The 15,531-nt window shown below is 50.4% G+C and carries 11 protein-coding genes, 5 tRNA genes and 2 rRNA genes; 17 read left to right on the plus strand and 1 reads right to left on the minus strand.

The genetic code is table 11. From position 1 onward, the window contains the following. Positions 1-122 precede the first annotated feature (122 nt). Positions 123-3,002 (plus strand): 23S ribosomal RNA (locus ACJJIB_RS03835). A 203-nt stretch (positions 3,003-3,205) separates the two neighbouring features. Then, positions 3,206-3,321 (plus strand): 5S ribosomal RNA (gene rrf, locus ACJJIB_RS03840). A gap of 784 nt (positions 3,322-4,105) precedes the next feature. Here rrf and ACJJIB_RS03845 read toward each other — a convergent pair. Next, a complete protein-coding gene (locus ACJJIB_RS03845; RefSeq protein WP_444887944.1) occupies positions 4,106-5,068 on the minus strand; it encodes a hypothetical protein in 963 nt (320 codons plus the stop codon). A 300-nt stretch (positions 5,069-5,368) separates the two neighbouring features. Here ACJJIB_RS03845 and ACJJIB_RS03850 point away from each other — a divergent pair, with 300 nt between their 5' ends. The 15 genes from ACJJIB_RS03850 to nusG all read left to right on the plus strand — a co-directional run bounded on the left by ACJJIB_RS03850 (position 5,369) and on the right by nusG (position 15,475). Next, positions 5,369-6,682, plus strand: a complete 1,314-nt coding sequence (locus ACJJIB_RS03850) for an alpha/beta hydrolase (RefSeq protein ID WP_444888902.1) — start codon at positions 5,369-5,371, stop codon at positions 6,680-6,682. Then, positions 6,679-7,434 (plus strand): ABC transporter ATP-binding protein, encoded by a 756-nt coding sequence (locus ACJJIB_RS03855; RefSeq protein ID WP_444887945.1) that lies wholly within the window; start codon positions 6,679-6,681, stop codon positions 7,432-7,434. The genes ACJJIB_RS03850 and ACJJIB_RS03855 overlap by 4 nt, the downstream gene beginning before the upstream one ends. Continuing rightward, complete coding sequence (locus tag ACJJIB_RS03860; protein WP_444887946.1) at positions 7,431-8,621, plus strand: ABC transporter permease; 1,191 nt, start codon at positions 7,431-7,433, stop codon at positions 8,619-8,621. The genes ACJJIB_RS03855 and ACJJIB_RS03860 overlap by 4 nt, the downstream gene beginning before the upstream one ends. A 25-nt stretch (positions 8,622-8,646) precedes the next feature. After that, positions 8,647-9,759: an alanine racemase gene (gene alr / locus ACJJIB_RS03865; protein ID WP_444887947.1), complete on the plus strand. Its 1,113-nt coding sequence runs from the start codon at positions 8,647-8,649 to the stop codon at positions 9,757-9,759. A 5-nt stretch (positions 9,760-9,764) separates the two neighbouring features. Next, positions 9,765-10,766: a bifunctional biotin--[acetyl-CoA-carboxylase] ligase/biotin operon repressor BirA gene (gene birA, locus ACJJIB_RS03870; protein WP_444887948.1), complete on the plus strand. Its 1,002-nt coding sequence runs from the start codon at positions 9,765-9,767 to the stop codon at positions 10,764-10,766. Then, positions 10,763-11,500, plus strand: a complete 738-nt coding sequence (locus tag ACJJIB_RS03875; RefSeq protein ID WP_252084402.1) for a type III pantothenate kinase — start codon at positions 10,763-10,765, stop codon at positions 11,498-11,500. Before birA ends, ACJJIB_RS03875 begins: the two co-directional genes overlap by 4 nt. A gap of 15 nt (positions 11,501-11,515) precedes the next feature. Beyond that, positions 11,516-12,205, plus strand: a complete 690-nt coding sequence (locus ACJJIB_RS03880; protein ID WP_444887949.1) for an SPOR domain-containing protein — start codon at positions 11,516-11,518, stop codon at positions 12,203-12,205. A gap of 192 nt (positions 12,206-12,397) precedes the next feature. Then, a tRNA-Thr gene (locus tag ACJJIB_RS03885) sits at positions 12,398-12,473 on the plus strand. Positions 12,474-12,584: 111 nt separating this feature from the next. Further along, positions 12,585-12,668, plus strand: a tRNA-Tyr gene (locus ACJJIB_RS03890). A 60-nt stretch (positions 12,669-12,728) separates the two neighbouring features. Further along, positions 12,729-12,802, plus strand: a tRNA-Gly gene (locus ACJJIB_RS03895). A gap of 68 nt (positions 12,803-12,870) precedes the next feature. Beyond that, positions 12,871-12,945: transfer RNA gene (locus tag ACJJIB_RS03900), tRNA-Thr, on the plus strand. Positions 12,946-13,075: 130 nt separating this feature from the next. Continuing rightward, positions 13,076-14,269 (plus strand): elongation factor Tu, encoded by a 1,194-nt coding sequence (gene tuf / locus ACJJIB_RS03905; RefSeq protein WP_252084404.1) that lies wholly within the window; start codon positions 13,076-13,078, stop codon positions 14,267-14,269. 101 nt (positions 14,270-14,370) lie between these two features. Continuing rightward, positions 14,371-14,446: transfer RNA gene (locus tag ACJJIB_RS03910), tRNA-Trp, on the plus strand. Positions 14,447-14,562: 116 nt separating this feature from the next. Continuing rightward, positions 14,563-14,931, plus strand: coding sequence for a preprotein translocase subunit SecE (secE, locus tag ACJJIB_RS03915; RefSeq protein ID WP_152451114.1), 369 nt, complete (start codon positions 14,563-14,565; stop codon positions 14,929-14,931). Positions 14,932-14,941: 10 nt separating this feature from the next. Beyond that, positions 14,942-15,475 carry a transcription termination/antitermination protein NusG gene (gene nusG, locus ACJJIB_RS03920; RefSeq protein ID WP_252084405.1) on the plus strand — a complete coding sequence of 178 codons (534 nt, stop codon included), beginning with the start codon at positions 14,942-14,944 and terminating at the stop codon, positions 15,473-15,475. Positions 15,476-15,531 lie beyond the last annotated feature (56 nt).

Below are 15,531 nucleotides of genomic sequence, written 5' to 3' on the forward strand. Positions count from 1 at the left end.
TAGAGAGTAATACTCAACATCAAAAATATTGTGTGTCTCTCAAGCACACAATCCGGCGTTCAGGCCAATGATTTATCGTTGAGTCTGAATGTTAAAGTCGTTAGTAGTCGTTTGTGTTGTATGGTCAAGCGACTAAGCGTATACGGTGGATGCCTTGGCAGCTGGAGGCGATGAAGGACGTAGGAGCCTGCGAAAAGTCTAGGGGAGCTGGCACACAAGCTTTGATCCTAGAATGTCCGAATGGGGAAACCCACCTGTTTACAGGTATCCATAACTGAATACATAGGTTATGGAGGCGAACCCGGGGAACTGAAACATCTAAGTACCCGGAGGAAAAGAAATCAACCGAGATTCCCTGAGTAGCGGCGAGCGAAAGGGGATTAGCCCTTAAGCTCTTTATGTTTTAGTGGAAGGTTCTGGAAAGTACCGCGATACAGGGTGATAGCCCCGTACACGAAAAGGCATTTAGAGTGAAATCGAGTAGGTCGGGACACGTGTTATCTTGACTGAATATGGGGGGACCATCCTCCAAGGCTAAATACTCCCAGCTGACCGATAGTGAACCAGTACCGTGAGGGAAAGGCGAAAAGAACCCCGGAGAGGGGAGTGAAATAGAACCTGAAACCGTATACGTACAAGCAGTAGGAGCCCTTCGGGGTGACTGCGTACCTTTTGTATAATGGGTCAGCGACTTATTGTCTGTAGCAAGGTTAACCGCTTAGGGGAGCCGTAGAGAAATCGAGTCTTAATAGGGCGTTTAGTTGCAGGCAATAGACCCGAAACCCGGCGATCTATCCATGGGCAGGTTGAAGGTTGAGTAACATCAACTGGAGGACCGAACCCACTAATGTTGAAAAATTAGGGGATGACCTGTGGATCGGAGTGAAAGGCTAATCAAGCCGGGAGATAGCTGGTTCTCCTCGAAAGCTATTTAGGTAGCGCCTCGCGTCTCACCCTCGGGGGTAGAGCACTGTTTGGGCTAGGGGGTCATCCCGACTTACCAACCCCATGCAAACTCCGAATACCGAGGAGTGCAATCGCGGGAGACACACGGCGGGTGCTAACGTCCGTCGTGGAAAGGGAAACAACCCAGACCGCCAGCTAAGGTCCCAAATACCAGTTAAGTGGGAAACGATGTGGGAAGGCCCAGACAGCTAGGAGGTTGGCTTAGAAGCAGCCATCCTTTAAAGAAAGCGTAATAGCTCACTAGTCGAGTCGGCCTGCGCGGAAGATATACCGGGGCTAAAACTGGTAACCGAAGCTGCGGATGCTCTTAGGAGCATGGTAGAGGAGCGTTGTGTAAGCCGTTGAAGGTGGATCGGGAGGTCTGCTGGAGGTATCACAAGTGCGAATGCTGACATGAGTAACGACAAGGGAGGTGAAAAACCTCCCCGCCGGAAGACCAAGGGTTCCTGTCCAACGCTAATCGGGACAGGGTTAGTCGACCCCTAAGGCGAGGGCGAAAGCCGTAGTCGATGGGAAACAGGTTAATATTCCTGTACTCGCTATTGCTGCGACGGAGTGACGGAGAAGGCTAGGCCAGCATGGCGATTGGTTGTCCATGTTTAAGGTTGTAGGCTGGGGACTTAGGCAAATCCGGGTCCCTAAGGCTGAGAACTGATGACGAAGCCCACTTGTGGGTGAAGTGGTTGATGCCCTGCTTCCAGGAAAAACTTCTAAGCTTCAGGCAATAGTGAATCGTACTCTAAACCGACACAGGTGGTCAGGTAGAGAATACCAAGGCGCTTGAGAGAACTCTGGTGAAGGAACTAGGCAAAATGGTACCGTAACTTCGGGAGAAGGTACGCCGGTTTTGGTGATGGGACTTGCTCCCTAAGCTGAGGCCGGTCGAAGTGACCAGGTGGCTGCGACTGTTTATTAAAAACATAGCACTCTGCAAACTCGTAAGAGGACGTATAGGGTGTGACGCCTGCCCGGTGCCGGAAGGTTAATTGATGGGGTTAGCTTCGGCGAAGCTCTTGATCGAAGCCCCGGTAAACGGCGGCCGTAACTATAACGGTCCTAAGGTAGCGAAATTCCTTGTCGGGTAAGTTCCGACCTGCACGAATGGCGTAACGATGGCCACGCTGTCTCCACCAGAGACTCAGTGAAATTGAAATCGCTGTTAAGATGCAGTGTACCCGCGGCTAGACGGAAAGACCCCGTGAACCTTTACTACAGCTTTGCACTGAACTTTGAGCCTATTTGTGTAGGATAGGTGGGAGGCTTTGAAGCAGCGACGCTAGTTGTTGTGGAGCCGTCCTTGAAATACCACCCTGGTATGTTTGAGGTTCTAACTCTGGTCCGTTATCCGGATCGAGGACAGTGTATGGTGGGTAGTTTGACTGGGGCGGTCTCCTCCCAAAGAGTAACGGAGGAGTACGAAGGTGCACTCAGCATGGTCGGAAATCATGCAATGAGCATAATGGTATAAGTGCGCTTGACTGCGAGACAGACATGTCGAGCAGGTACGAAAGTAGGTCATAGTGATCCGGTGGTTCTGTATGGAAGGGCCATCGCTCAACGGATAAAAGGTACTCCGGGGATAACAGGCTGATACCGCCCAAGAGTTCACATCGACGGCGGTGTTTGGCACCTCGATGTCGGCTCATCACATCCTGGGGCTGAAGCCGGTCCCAAGGGTATGGCTGTTCGCCATTTAAAGTGGTACGCGAGCTGGGTTTAGAACGTCGTGAGACAGTTCGGTCCCTATCTGCCGTGGGCGTTGGAAATTTGAGAAGAGTTGCTCCTAGTACGAGAGGACCGGAGTGAACGAACCTCTGGTGTTCGGGTTGTCACGCCAGTGGCATTGCCCGGTAGCTATGTTCGGACGGGATAACCGCTGAAAGCATCTAAGCGGGAAGCCTCCTTCAAGATTAGATTTCCCTGACTCCTTGAGAGTCCTAAAGGGCCGTGGAAGACTACCACGTTGATAGGCTGGGTGTGGAAGCGTTGTGAGGCGTTGAGCTAACCAGTACTAATTGCCCGTGCGGCTTGACCATACAACAGAGATGGTTACTAACGACTAGCTAAGCTAGCGGATTGTGGAATGAAAGACACACAATGATCGCTTGCGGTGTATTACTACAGATTGTTTTACCGACTTATTTGGGGTTATCGCCGGTCAACAGACCGAGGCAAACAGCGATAACACGGCAGGCCAAGCAGATTGCTTATAAGACCAATGCCAACCCAAGCCAGTTTGCCTGACGACAATAGAGTTGTGGAACCACCTGATCCCTTGCCGAACTCAGAAGTGAAACGCAACATCGCCGATGGTAGTGTGGGGCTTCCCCATGTGAGAGTAGGTCATCGTCAGGCTTCTAATCCGAAAAGGGCCACCCAATAGGGTGGCCCTTTTTTTATGTACAAAAAAATTGAATGCATAAAAAAATAAACACAGAGAATAAAAAATAAATTCAAAATACAGAAAAATAAAAAGCCCAATCGAATTTTTACTCGCAACACTCCCGCCGAAAAATCCAACTCGCTAAAAGCCAATGAAAAAAGCGCAGGCTCTAAAAAGCTCCGAGGAGCCTTCCCTCCTATAAATAAAGCACTTTCTTAAATTTTTTCTGTAAGGAAAAAATGGAAATACAAAAAAATAACGCGCTTTATTTAATCTGCACCTCAAGCACCACCAAAAAAACACCTGAAATTAAAAAGTGCTCTTTAACCTAGAAAAATCATTGCGTTGAAAAAAACGGCGCAGAAATACCAATAAAAATACCGGTGATTTTTTGCACGTTTTAATGAACCTGTGCAACCACGGGGCCTGGCGCGGATATACCGCAGTTATGCACAAGTCTATCCAGACTTTCTGTTAATAACGCCAAGCGCTGGAAAGTGGATAAATGGCTGGTGTTTTTTTACCCGCTGAAAAGGCCCCCGCGGAAACAGGGGCCTGAGCGTGGATATCCCTGAGTTATACACAGCTCTATCCATGGATTCTGTTAGTAACAGCCTGTTAATGGAATGGTCATCAGCAGGAAACAGAAGTATGCCTTGCTGTTGTGGGTAACTTGGAAAGATGCTCGGGTGTGTGTAAAAGGGGAGTAATAAAAAGCCCCTAGAGAGGGGCTTCAGAAAGTACTTACAACATGAATTAATTTACCTGCTCATAGGCATTGTCCGGAACTAGATCATACTGCATTTCTTTCAAGCGCAATTCATCGAGAGGAACAAGAGCTGAGGGAAGAGTAAAGTGCCGAATAACTGTGCCTGCCTGGCAGTCTATTATCTCAATATCTTCCTGTGTCTCCTGCAGACTATGTAATAAACCCTTCAGGTGGGTTGAACTGGCATTGGAGAGGGATTGGTAATCATGTGTGCCATTGAGCCTGACAAAACGAGCTTCGGCGCCAGCTTCTTCTATACGAAGCCAGGCAATACCGGCTTCTTTTCCAGGTTCTCCAAAGACTATAGGGCCGAGGGAGTCTTCGTCGACAGGAGCAAAATCTGTGTCGGTTGGGGATAGTAAGGTACCTACCCAAACCCAGCCAGGGAGGCTTATACGGCTAAGCTGCCATTCACACAGCCAGACAGTTTGATCGTCATCAATACGGAATTCTCGATAGTCTCTTTGGCTAAGGTAATTGTCAAAGGAGACTTTGGCGGTGGGGTTGTCTCTGCGGAAGCTGTGTAGTTGTTGGGTCATCTCATAATTGACTTCCCAGTGTTTTTTTAATCGCCATTGCATGGGGTATTGTCCCCACTCAACGATATATTCTTCCCGCTCAGAAATGGTTTCAACCACTCGCCAAAAAGCGCCATCAATCAGTATGCAAGTTTCACCAATTTTACATCCTGGCGCGATGATGCTGCACTCGGGAGATGCTTCAGAAGCGCTGACGATATGCTCAGCACGGCCCTCAATAACTTCATACCAGGGAAAACCGTGGCGCAGAGGGGGAGGAAAAGCCAGTGCTGGTCGGCCACCAAGTAAGCGACGGAAAAGTACAGACTTCTCAATTTCAAGGTCAGAAAGTGTATAGCCCTCCTGCTGGGTGATCTGGCCCCAGGCAAAAGCGGCTCGAATTAAGTGTTTTTCACGGTCTGAAAAGCTCATGGGTGCAGTCATGGGCAAGCTAAAACTGAAACCTTACCACTCAGAGCAGATGGGTGCTAATGCAATTCTTCGAGATTGAGTGGCTGGGGACAGAGATGTTGGAAGTTGGATACACTGCGATGCTTGGCACCATAGGTTAAGGAGAATAATAACGTGTTAGGGGTAAAGAGTCTTCGAACTGCTGTCGCCATATTAAGCGTCTTGTTATTAGCGCCGGTAATAACTGCAAAGGAATTGTCTAATACGCAGGAATGCTATTTGGATGGTTGGCGGCACCCATTAAGATGCGAGCGAATTTCAGTGGGGCACGGAGATAGCAAGGTAAATTTAGCAGTATTTGTTTCACCGGCTCTAGATGAGACGCAGCGAGAGCCTTTATATCTTCTCGCTGGTGGTCCAGGTCAGGCCGCGAGTGGTCTGATTCCGCTATTGCACACATTCCGAAAAATTAATCAGAAGCGGGCAATAGTCATGGTTGATCGGAGGGGAACCGGGCACTCTCGGTCATTTGGTTGTGGTATAGATCGGCATACACCAATGGATTTATCACTGATTTCCAAAGAATTGGAGCAGTGTTATCTACAGCAGGCTAATTTTGCTAATTCATTGAGTAGTCGACAAGCGGTTGAGGACCTGGAAAAGGTACGAAACTATTTTAATCACAAGCAAATATCTCTTTGGGGGGGATCTTGGGGGACCCGAACAGCGCTTCTCTATCAACAGTGGTATCCGAACAGTTTGAAATCATTGGTGCTCGATGCGGTTGCACCTATCGACACAAAAGTCTTTTTGAGTGCGGCAGCTGCGGAGGACGCTATTCAAATACTGATGCGTGATTGCAACTTAGAGTTGAGCTGTTCTAAGTTTGGAAGCTGGAGGGAGGTATTGGATAAATTATTAAGTCAATGGGATGAGTCTAAATCCATAGATTTCCCTGATCCTGTGACAGGAAAGCCAATGAAGCACCCAGTGTCTCGTTGGGTGCTACAAAATACCATACGTGCCGCCCTTTACTCTCCAGAAGCTGCTGCACAATTACCCTTTGCTATTCAGCAGGCTGGCTTGGGGAATTATTATCCGCTTGCGGGTATTACTGGTTTATTTCCCGAGTCAGCGTTAGGTATGTCCCTTGGCTTAACGCTTTCTATTGCTTGTGCGGAAGAATTATCCCGTATCAGTGAGGAGGAGGTTTTAGCTGATACTAATGGGTCTTTTGCGGGAAATGCTTTTCTTGAGATATTTGAACGTGGTTGTGAAGTTTGGCCTGTAGCCGATCGCTACTATGCAAAACCACAACATCGAGAGCACCCGGTGTTACTAATTTCTGGGGAAGCCGATCCAATAACACCTCCAAGGTATGCCGAAAAACAACTTGGCTACTTGACCAATAAACAGCATTTAATCATTGCTAGCGGTGGTCATATTAATTCCATGAGAGGTTGTGTACCGCGATTAATCGAAGAGTTCCTGGACTCTTCAGGGAAAGAATTGGCAACGACTTGTGTTGATGAAATCCTCAGACCACCGTTTGTGAGTGGAATTTATGGGCCAGAGATAATGCAGGGTGTAACGACTACCACTGCGAGTGGAAAGCTTGGGGAGAATGCACCGTGATTAAGGTTGAGGGGGTAAATAAGCAATTTTCTGGGGTTTCTATACTGCACAATCTTAGCTTTTCTGTGCCGAATAGCCAGATAACGGCCTTGCTTGGTGCTAACGGTGCTGGAAAGACCACGTGTCTGAGAATAATTGCCGGTCTTTTGAATGCAGATAGCGGCAAAGTTTTTGTTGGTGATATAGACCCTTGTAAAAATCCAAAAGGTGCTCGTAGGCAGCTTGGTATTGTAGGTGATAGGGAGGGGCTTTATGAGCGGCTCACTGTTGCAGAATATTTATCCTTTTTTGCCTGTGCTCAAGGGCTGACTGGGTCAGAATTAGAATTTGCACTGCAATCGGTTAAGGAAGAATTAGAGCTATCGAACCTGTGGAATCGCCGAACCAAGGGGTTTTCTCAGGGAGAGCGGATGAAAGTTTCTCTCGCTAGAGCATTGGTGCATCGTCCGAGTCACTTGGTGCTCGATGAGCCAACCCGGGGGTTGGATATACTTGCTGCTCGCCTGTTACGTAAGACGCTTTTGCGCTTGAGGGCAGAGGGAACTGCTGTTTTATTTTCCAGCCATATTATGGCTGAAGTGCTCGAGCTATCCGACAGGGTTCTAGTTATGGCGGGAGGTTCGATAGTGGGGAACGGGACCCCGGATGAACTTATGCAACAGACTGGCTCCGCAAGCCTTGAGGATAGCTTTGTGGAGCTTGCCTATGGGAATTTGTTAGAAAAAGACAAATGCGGTGAGCCGGTAGGATGAGTTTTAAAAATCTATTTTCTTTGCAGATGCGAGCATTACTTCTTAAAGAGTTACGCGAAGTTTGGCGTGATCGACGCGCCCTAATGATCACGCTAGGTTTCACCTTATTGTTCCCTGTGCTGATCATTAGTAGTGGCGCTTTATCTTTGAAAGTAATGTCTGATACCTCCTTTGATGTAGCTATTATTGGGGCTGAGTATGCGCCGCTGTTGGAGGAGCAGTTACAGACAGGGGACTTGCGAATTGAGCGCTTGCAAGATGGGGCTCCTAAAGCGCTTTTAGCAGATACATATGATGTGGTTCTGCGAGTAGAGCAAAACTTTACTGAAGATTATCGAAGCCTGTTGTCTCCCAAGATTTATCTGTATGTAAATAGTGCCGATCAGTCTGCGGGGCGTGCTGTACAGCTGGTGCAGCAGCAGTTGGCGCTATTTCAGCAGGTGATTGTGCGGCAGCGTTTAGCGGCCAGAGGTTTAGCAACTCAGGTTTTAGCACCGTGGCAGCTTGAGGTGCGGGATGTCAGTACGCCGTCCAGTCGAGGATTGGCAATTTGGGGACTGATGGTTCCCTTGTTACTGATAATGGCACTGCTAGTGTGTAGTGCGGCCCCCTCTATTGATACTTCTGCTGGGGAGCGTGAGCGCATGACCATTGAGGTATTATTACAGCAGCCTATAAGCAGCTGGCAACTTGTGGTGGCGAAAGCTGTAGCCGTTACCAGTATTGGTTGGTTTGGTGCACTTCTTTCTCTGGCAGTTTTAACTGTATCACTTAGCTTGCTTCCTTTGGCTGAGATTGGTGTCCGCTTTTCAGCTGGCATCAATGAACTGATGGCGATAAGTCTTATTTTACTGCCCTTAGCACTTCTGGTTGCGGTATTGCAGATTCTGCTATCTCTGCGTTCCCGTTCCTTTAAAGATGCCCAGATTCAGCTGAGTATTTTACAGGCTCTACCTGTCACACTGTTAATTGTATTGAAGTTGTCCAATATTGAACTGGACTCGCCCTTGTGGCAGTTGACACCACTTATCGGGCAGCAGCAGTGGTTGAGTGAATTAATGGCTGGGGAGTCCGTTTCTGTCTCCCTGGTGATAGCTGGTTCCCTGGTCACCCTTTCTTTGGTCGGGCTGTGTATATTAGTAGGTGCCCGTGCTTTACGGCGTGAAAGCTTACTTGGGGCAACCTAGCTGGTGAACTGAGAGTTGTAATGGCATGAACGATTTTCGCGAGGGTCTGCTGAGTATCAATTTGCAGTCCATTGCTGACAACTACCTGGATCTGACTAAGCGACTGGCAGCGGGTACTCGCTGTGGCGCAGTAGTCAAAGCGGATGCCTATGGCCTTGGTATGAATCAGGTAGTGCCGGCTCTGTATAGACAGGGTTGCCGAGACTTTTTTGTGGCAACGCAAACGGAAGGGGAACGCCTGCGTAAAGAGCTAGGTGATAACGTTCGCATTGTTATCTTGACCGGGGTGCGCACCGGGGCGGAGCTGGAATGTGCACGTGCAGGATTAATGCCGACACTTTTCACGCTAGAGCAGTTGCGCAACTGGGTGGATATTTCCGTTAGCGAGGGGATTAGGGCGCCATGTGCGGTAAAGGTAGATTCGGGTATGACTCGCCTGGGTATGTCTCCCGAAGAGTTTGACCTACTGCTAAGAGATGGTCAGTTGTTGCGCTCGGCGGATATTCGTATTTTGCTGAGCCACCTTGCCTGTGCGGATGAACCCCAGCATCCACAAAACAATATTCAGTTGCGTAGCTTTAAAGCGGCTGGGGAAAGGTTGAGGGCCCTGTGCCCTGAGGTTCAGCTGAGTCTCGCCAATTCATCGGGTATTTTCCTAGGTGAAGAGTATCACTTTGATATTGCACGGCCGGGCTCTGCGCTTTATGGCGTCAATCCAATACCCGGGACTACAAACCCTATGCGCTCAGCTGTGGCACTCAGTCTGCCTATCGTGCAAAAGCGATTTGTCAGTCGTGAACAATGGGTAGGCTATGGAGCTACCCAACAAATAGCAGCGGGCAGCTGGTTGGCGGTAGCCCGTGGTGGATATGCCGATGGGATAATCCGGGCTCAGGGAGGGCGCGGTTGTGGCTGGGCCTATGGCCGCCAACTGCCGATAATTGGCCGGATTTCCATGGATTCCACAACATTTGATATTTCTGCTCTCTCTCAAGAGGAGCGGGAATCCCTCCAATCAATTGAGATACTGAATAAAGACCTGACGGTAGATGAGGTGGCTGAATACGCTGGCACCATAGGTTATGAAGTGCTGACCAGCTTAGGGCACCGTTATTTCCGTCGCTATATAAAAAGTTAATTACCTTGCTAGACACTATTAAGAAAAGTCCACTGGATCCATTGCGCCCAGTTTTGGAATTATTGGCTGATGGCGAGACGCACTCTGGCGAGGCGCTCGGATTGGCTCTAGGAGTAAGCCGGGCTGCGGTTTGGAAGCAGTTACAGAAGCTAGAGCAGTACGGATTGGCTTTGGAGTCTATTAAGGGGCAAGGCTACCGCTTGCCTGGTGGTTTGGAGCTCCTGTCCTCAGAAAAAATTTACAGCACATTGGGTGAGCAAGCCGGGGTGCTATTGCGAGAGTTGATGCTATTTGATGAGGTCGACTCCACCAATACCCAGTTGCTATCACTCATGGAGGAGGGAAGAGGGCATGGGGTTGCACTGCTCTCCGAGCGGCAGAGTGCCGGCCGCGGTCGTCGTGGTCGGCAATGGGTTAGCCCCTATGGGACAGGCATCAGCCTATCCATTGGGTGGGAGTTCAATGGGGGGGTGCAATGCCTCGAAGGATTGAGCCTCGCCGTTGGGGTGGCTATTGCCCGGGCATTGGAGCGCTTTTCGGTACCAGATGTTCGTCTCAAATGGCCAAATGATGTTTGGTGTCGCGGTCGAAAGTTATCTGGTGTTTTACTGGAGCTTAAAGGCGATCTTACGGATCGCTGTGCTGTGGTGATTGGTATTGGCTTAAATAGTGGCCTGCGAAGTGAGATTGCCACGGCAATAGATCAGCCATGGGCAGACTTGCAACAAGTGAAGCCCGGAATATCTCGCAATCAATTGGTGGCAGCGATTCTGACTGAGCTGCTACCGCTTTTATACAGCTATACCGAACAAGGTTTTGTTGCTTACCGTGAAGCCTGGATGAAACTGGATCAGTTTGCTGGGCAAAAGGTTACTCTGCAGACAGGTAGTCAAACCTGGCGCGGAGTTGCAGTTGGCGTTAGTGAAAAGGGTGCTTTGAAGTTAAATATGGACGGGCAAGTGCAACACTTCCATGGTGGTGAGATTTCTTTACGGGGGCAGGTTTGATTCTCGAACTGGATATCGGTAATACCCGGGGCAAGTGGCGCCTGTTAGATGAATTACAGGTGAGCGCCAGGGGTAGCTTTATGACTGCCGATCTGCGCGATGGGCATTTGCCCGATGGGTGGGATCTGTTGGATCCGCGGAGAGTACGCGTGGTCAATGTGGCCGGACCGCAAGTTGCGGAGACGCTGATCGGGCATATTCAGGAGTTGTTTTCACTTGAGGTGGAGTTTTCTCAGGTACTGCTGGAGTGCGCTGGGGTAGCCTGTGGTTATGATAATCACCGCCTGCTCGGCACTGATCGCTGGCTGGCTATGCTGGCTGCCTATGATCGAGAGCGGCGGGCGGCCCTAATTGTCGACTGTGGCAGCGCGGTCACTCTGGATTTGGTCGACAATAGCGGGCGTCACTTAGGGGGCTACATTGTCCCTGGTGTCGGCCTTATGCAACGTTCTTTGTATCTGGATACTCATGCGGCTAAAAGTGCGCAGGATATTGCTCTAACGGAGTCCCTCGGTGCAGGCCGTAGTACCGATGAAGCCATAAACCGAGGCCTCTTGCTTATGGTGCTTGGTGCCATCGATCGTGCACTGGAAGAGTTGCGTGGATACTGTGCTGAAGAACCGCTGTTGTGGTTGACAGGCGGCGATGCCCCAGTGCTGTCAGCTCTTTATCAGCGGGAGCACCATTTGGTTCCTGAGCTGGTAATGGATGGCTTGGCGTTAAGTAATCCTTGAGATAAATAACACCCTATGCGCTGGATAGCTCTTTTCTTAATACTGTTGAATTTCGGCGTCTTTGCTTGGTTTGTTGGTACTTCAACCTCTGATAAAGAGAGAATAAGGGTTGCCGATAAAAGGGCGGAGGTACAGGTCCAGAGTATTGCCCTGGTCAATGAAATATCTCCGCAGAAGCTGTCTCCTGTGCCGGTGGCTCCCATGTCGCCAGCAAAGGCAGGCTCTACTGAGCAGCTCTGCACTTTGCTTGGCCCATTTGCGGAGGAGTTACTTGGAGAGGCGATAGTGCAGCGCTTAAAGTCCCTCCAGGTTTCTGCCGTATTGCGAGATGTGGAGATGCAAGGGCAGATGCGTTACTGGGTTTTTCTGCCACCATTGAATTCCAGGCGAGAAGCCTACAACCGTTTACGAGAATTGCAGGCACAGGGAATAGATAGTTATGTGATCCCCAAAGGTGCGTTGGCTGATGGTATTTCCTTTGGCATTTTCAGCGAGCGTTCGCGTGCTGAATCTCTGACAAGTGAGTTGATTGAGAAAGGCATACGGGCTCAATTCCGCGAGGAGCCTCAGACCCACGCCGAACGCTGGATCGTATTGGCGCCAGGCGCCTCAGATAGTTTAGCCCCGGATTTTTGGTTGCAGTTGCAGCAAGAGCATCCCGAGCTGGATCGTCGCCGTAATCTTTGTGCAGAAGTGTCCGGTTGATGGGGTTGGGCTAGAGGTCTAGGTCCCCAGCCGCGAAACAAGGTTCGCCGTATTTTTCTATATGTGGCAACAGGCGACATAAAAATTCTGATTTTTCTGCAAAAAGGGTGTTGCGTGTCGGGATAACTTCCCATAGAATCCCGCCTCCATTGACGAGGGTGACTATTCAACTTCGGCAATGGACGGGATAGGGCTGGCGTAGCTCAGTTGGTAGAGCAGCTGACTTGTAATCAGCCGGTCGGGGGTTCGACTCCTCTCGCCAGCTCCATTTTTATCCTGGCGCTGCTCGACATTAGATTTTTCAGCTAAGTCTGTGAAATTTAAAGAAAAAAATGTTGACAGCGCGGCGGAAGGTGTAGAAAATGCACCCCGCATTGAGGCAGGGGTTCCCGAGTGGCCAAAGGGATCAGACTGTAAATCTGACGCGAAAGCTTCGGTGGTTCGAATCCACCCCCCTGCACCATTTTTTACACCGTAAGGTGTTGCCGGCAAGACGGGTAGTTTTGTCTGGAGGCTCCCGCAAGCGGGCATAGTTCAATGGTAGAACCTCAGCCTTCCAAGCTGATGATGCGGGTTCGATTCCCGCTGCCCGCTCCAACTATGGGTTCGGCTGGAATGCTCTCCAAAATGGCAAGCCTTGTGGTCGCCTAGGAAGGCGTTGATTTGCTCATGTAGCTCAGGGGTAGAGCACACCCTTGGTAAGGGTGAGGTCGGCGGTTCAAATCCGCCCATGAGCTCCATTTTTCAATAGCCGCAAGGGTGAAAGCTCTTGCGGTTGTTTGTGTCCGGGGTCGGGCTTTTCCGGGTCGGATGCGCATGTTCTGTACGTGGGTGGTGCCGTTAGCGGCTCATCTATATTAGGAGGCTGCAATGGCAAAAGAAAAGTTTGAACGTTCCAAGCCCCACGTGAACGTGGGCACCATCGGTCACGTTGACCACGGTAAAACCACCCTGACCGCTGCTCTGACCCGCGTATGTGCGGAAGTATGGGGCGGTGACGCTGTTGCTTTTGACGGTATCGACAATGCTCCGGAAGAGCGTGAGCGCGGTATCACCATCGCTACTTCTCACGTTGAGTACGAGTCCCCGACTCGCCACTACGCGCACGTAGACTGCCCGGGACACGCCGACTACGTTAAGAACATGATCACCGGTGCTGCTCAGATGGACGGCGCTATCCTGGTATGTTCCGCTGCTGATGGCCCCATGCCGCAGACTCGTGAGCACATCCTGCTGTCCCGTCAGGTAGGTGTACCTTACATCGTTGTATTCCTGAACAAAGCGGACATGGTAGACGACGAAGAGCTGCTCGAGCTGGTAGAAATGGAAGTTCGCGAACTTCTGGACCAGTACGAGTTCCCAGGTGACGACACTCCGATCATCGTTGGTTCCGCTCTGATGGCCCTGAACGGCGAAGACGACAACGAAATGGGTACTACCGCTGTTAAGAAGCTGGTAGAAACTCTGGACGAGTACATCCCTGAGCCGGAGCGTGCAGTAGATCAGCCGTTCCTGATGCCGATCGAAGACGTATTCTCCATCTCTGGTCGTGGTACCGTAGTAACCGGTCGTGTAGAGCGTGGTGTAATCAACACTGGCGACGAAGTTGAGATCGTTGGTATTAAAGAAACCACCACCACTACCTGTACTGGTGTTGAAATGTTCCGCAAGCTGCTCGACGAAGGTCGTGCTGGTGAGAACATTGGTGCGCTGCTGCGTGGCACCAAGCGTGACGAAGTAGAGCGTGGTCAGGTACTGGCTAAGCCGGGCTCCATCACTCCGCACACCAAGTTCGAAGCGGAAGTGTACATCCTGTCCAAGGACGAAGGTGGTCGTCACACCCCGTTCTTTAAAGGCTACCGTCCTCAGTTCTACTTCCGTACTACCGACGTAACTGGTGCGGTTGAGCTGCCGGAAGGCACTGAAATGGTAATGCCGGGCGACAACATTCAAATGGTTGTTACCCTGATCGCTCCGATCGCCATGGAAGACGGCCTGCGCTTCGCTATCCGCGAAGGTGGTCGTACCGTAGGTGCGGGCGTTGTTGCTAAGATCATTGAGTAATCTTTGATCTTCGTGTCGCCAGGGTTCCCTGGCGGCGCAGTAGATGAGAGGGTGGTCTGTAGCCCTCTTTATCTTCGGGTGCTAAGGCATCCAAGCTGTACAGGCCAGTAGTTCAATTGGTAGAGCACCGGTCTCCAAAACCGGGTGTTGGGGGTTCGAGTCCCTCCTGGCCTGCCATTTTAAACACTCCACTTGAAATAAGTTTAGGGGTGTCGCAAGACCCTACTTGTCAGTGGGGCTTTTGTGTTTTTGAGCACTAAGGGCTTATCTGTAGTGCGCTAAGGGCTTCATATATGAATGCTAAAGCAGAAGCGAAAACCTTTCGTCTTGACGGCCTGAAATGGCTGCTAATAGTACTGCTGGTTGGTGGTGCTGTAGCGGGCAATTCTTATTATGCCGAATTCCCCCTGATTTACCGCGTGCTGGCAGTGACTGCAATCTGCCTGGCTGCCCTGGTTGTCGCGGTGAATACTGCGAAGGGTAATGCACTCTGGCAACTGTTGCGCGAAGCGCAAACGGAAGTCAGGCGCGTGGTTTGGCCGACTCGTCAAGAGGCCACCCAGACGACTGTGATTGTGGTGGTTTTTGTGTTGATTATGGCGCTAATTCTCTGGGCGCTGGACTCCGCTTTAGGTTGGGCGGCATCCAAACTCATCGGCTAAAGGTTGATACATGTCAAAGCATTGGTATGTGGTCCAGGCTTACTCGGGCTATGAGAAGCGTGTAGCTAGCTCTCTCAAGGAGCGAATTGAGCTGCACGAAATGGATCACCTGTTTGGTGAAGTGCTGGTTCCCACCGAAGAAGTGGTGGAGATGCGAGCAGGGCAAAAGCGCAAGAGTGAGCGCAAGTTCTTCCCCGGTTATGTCCTGGTGGAAATGGAACTGAATGACGATACTTGGCACTTGGTAAAAGAAACTCCTCGAGTGCTCGGTTTTATCGGAGGCAAGGCGGATAGGCCGGCCCCGATCACTGACCGCGAAGCGCAGGCTATCCTGAATCGAATCGACGATTCCGCCGATAAGCCCAAGCCCAAGACCCTATTTGAGCCAGGTGAAATGGTTCGGGTTATCGATGGTCCGTTTAATGATTTCAACGGTGTGGTCGAAGAGGTCAACTACGAGAAGAGCCGCCTGCGCGTGGCCGTATTGATCTTCGGGCGCTCCACCCCCGTTGAACTGGAGTTTAGTCAGGTAGAAAAGACCTGATTCCAGTGTAAATTTTTTGCCCTCTTTCGCCGCAAGGTGGAAGGGGGTTTTCGCGT

The organism is Microbulbifer mixtoriginis (SeqCode), assembly GCF_052467705.1.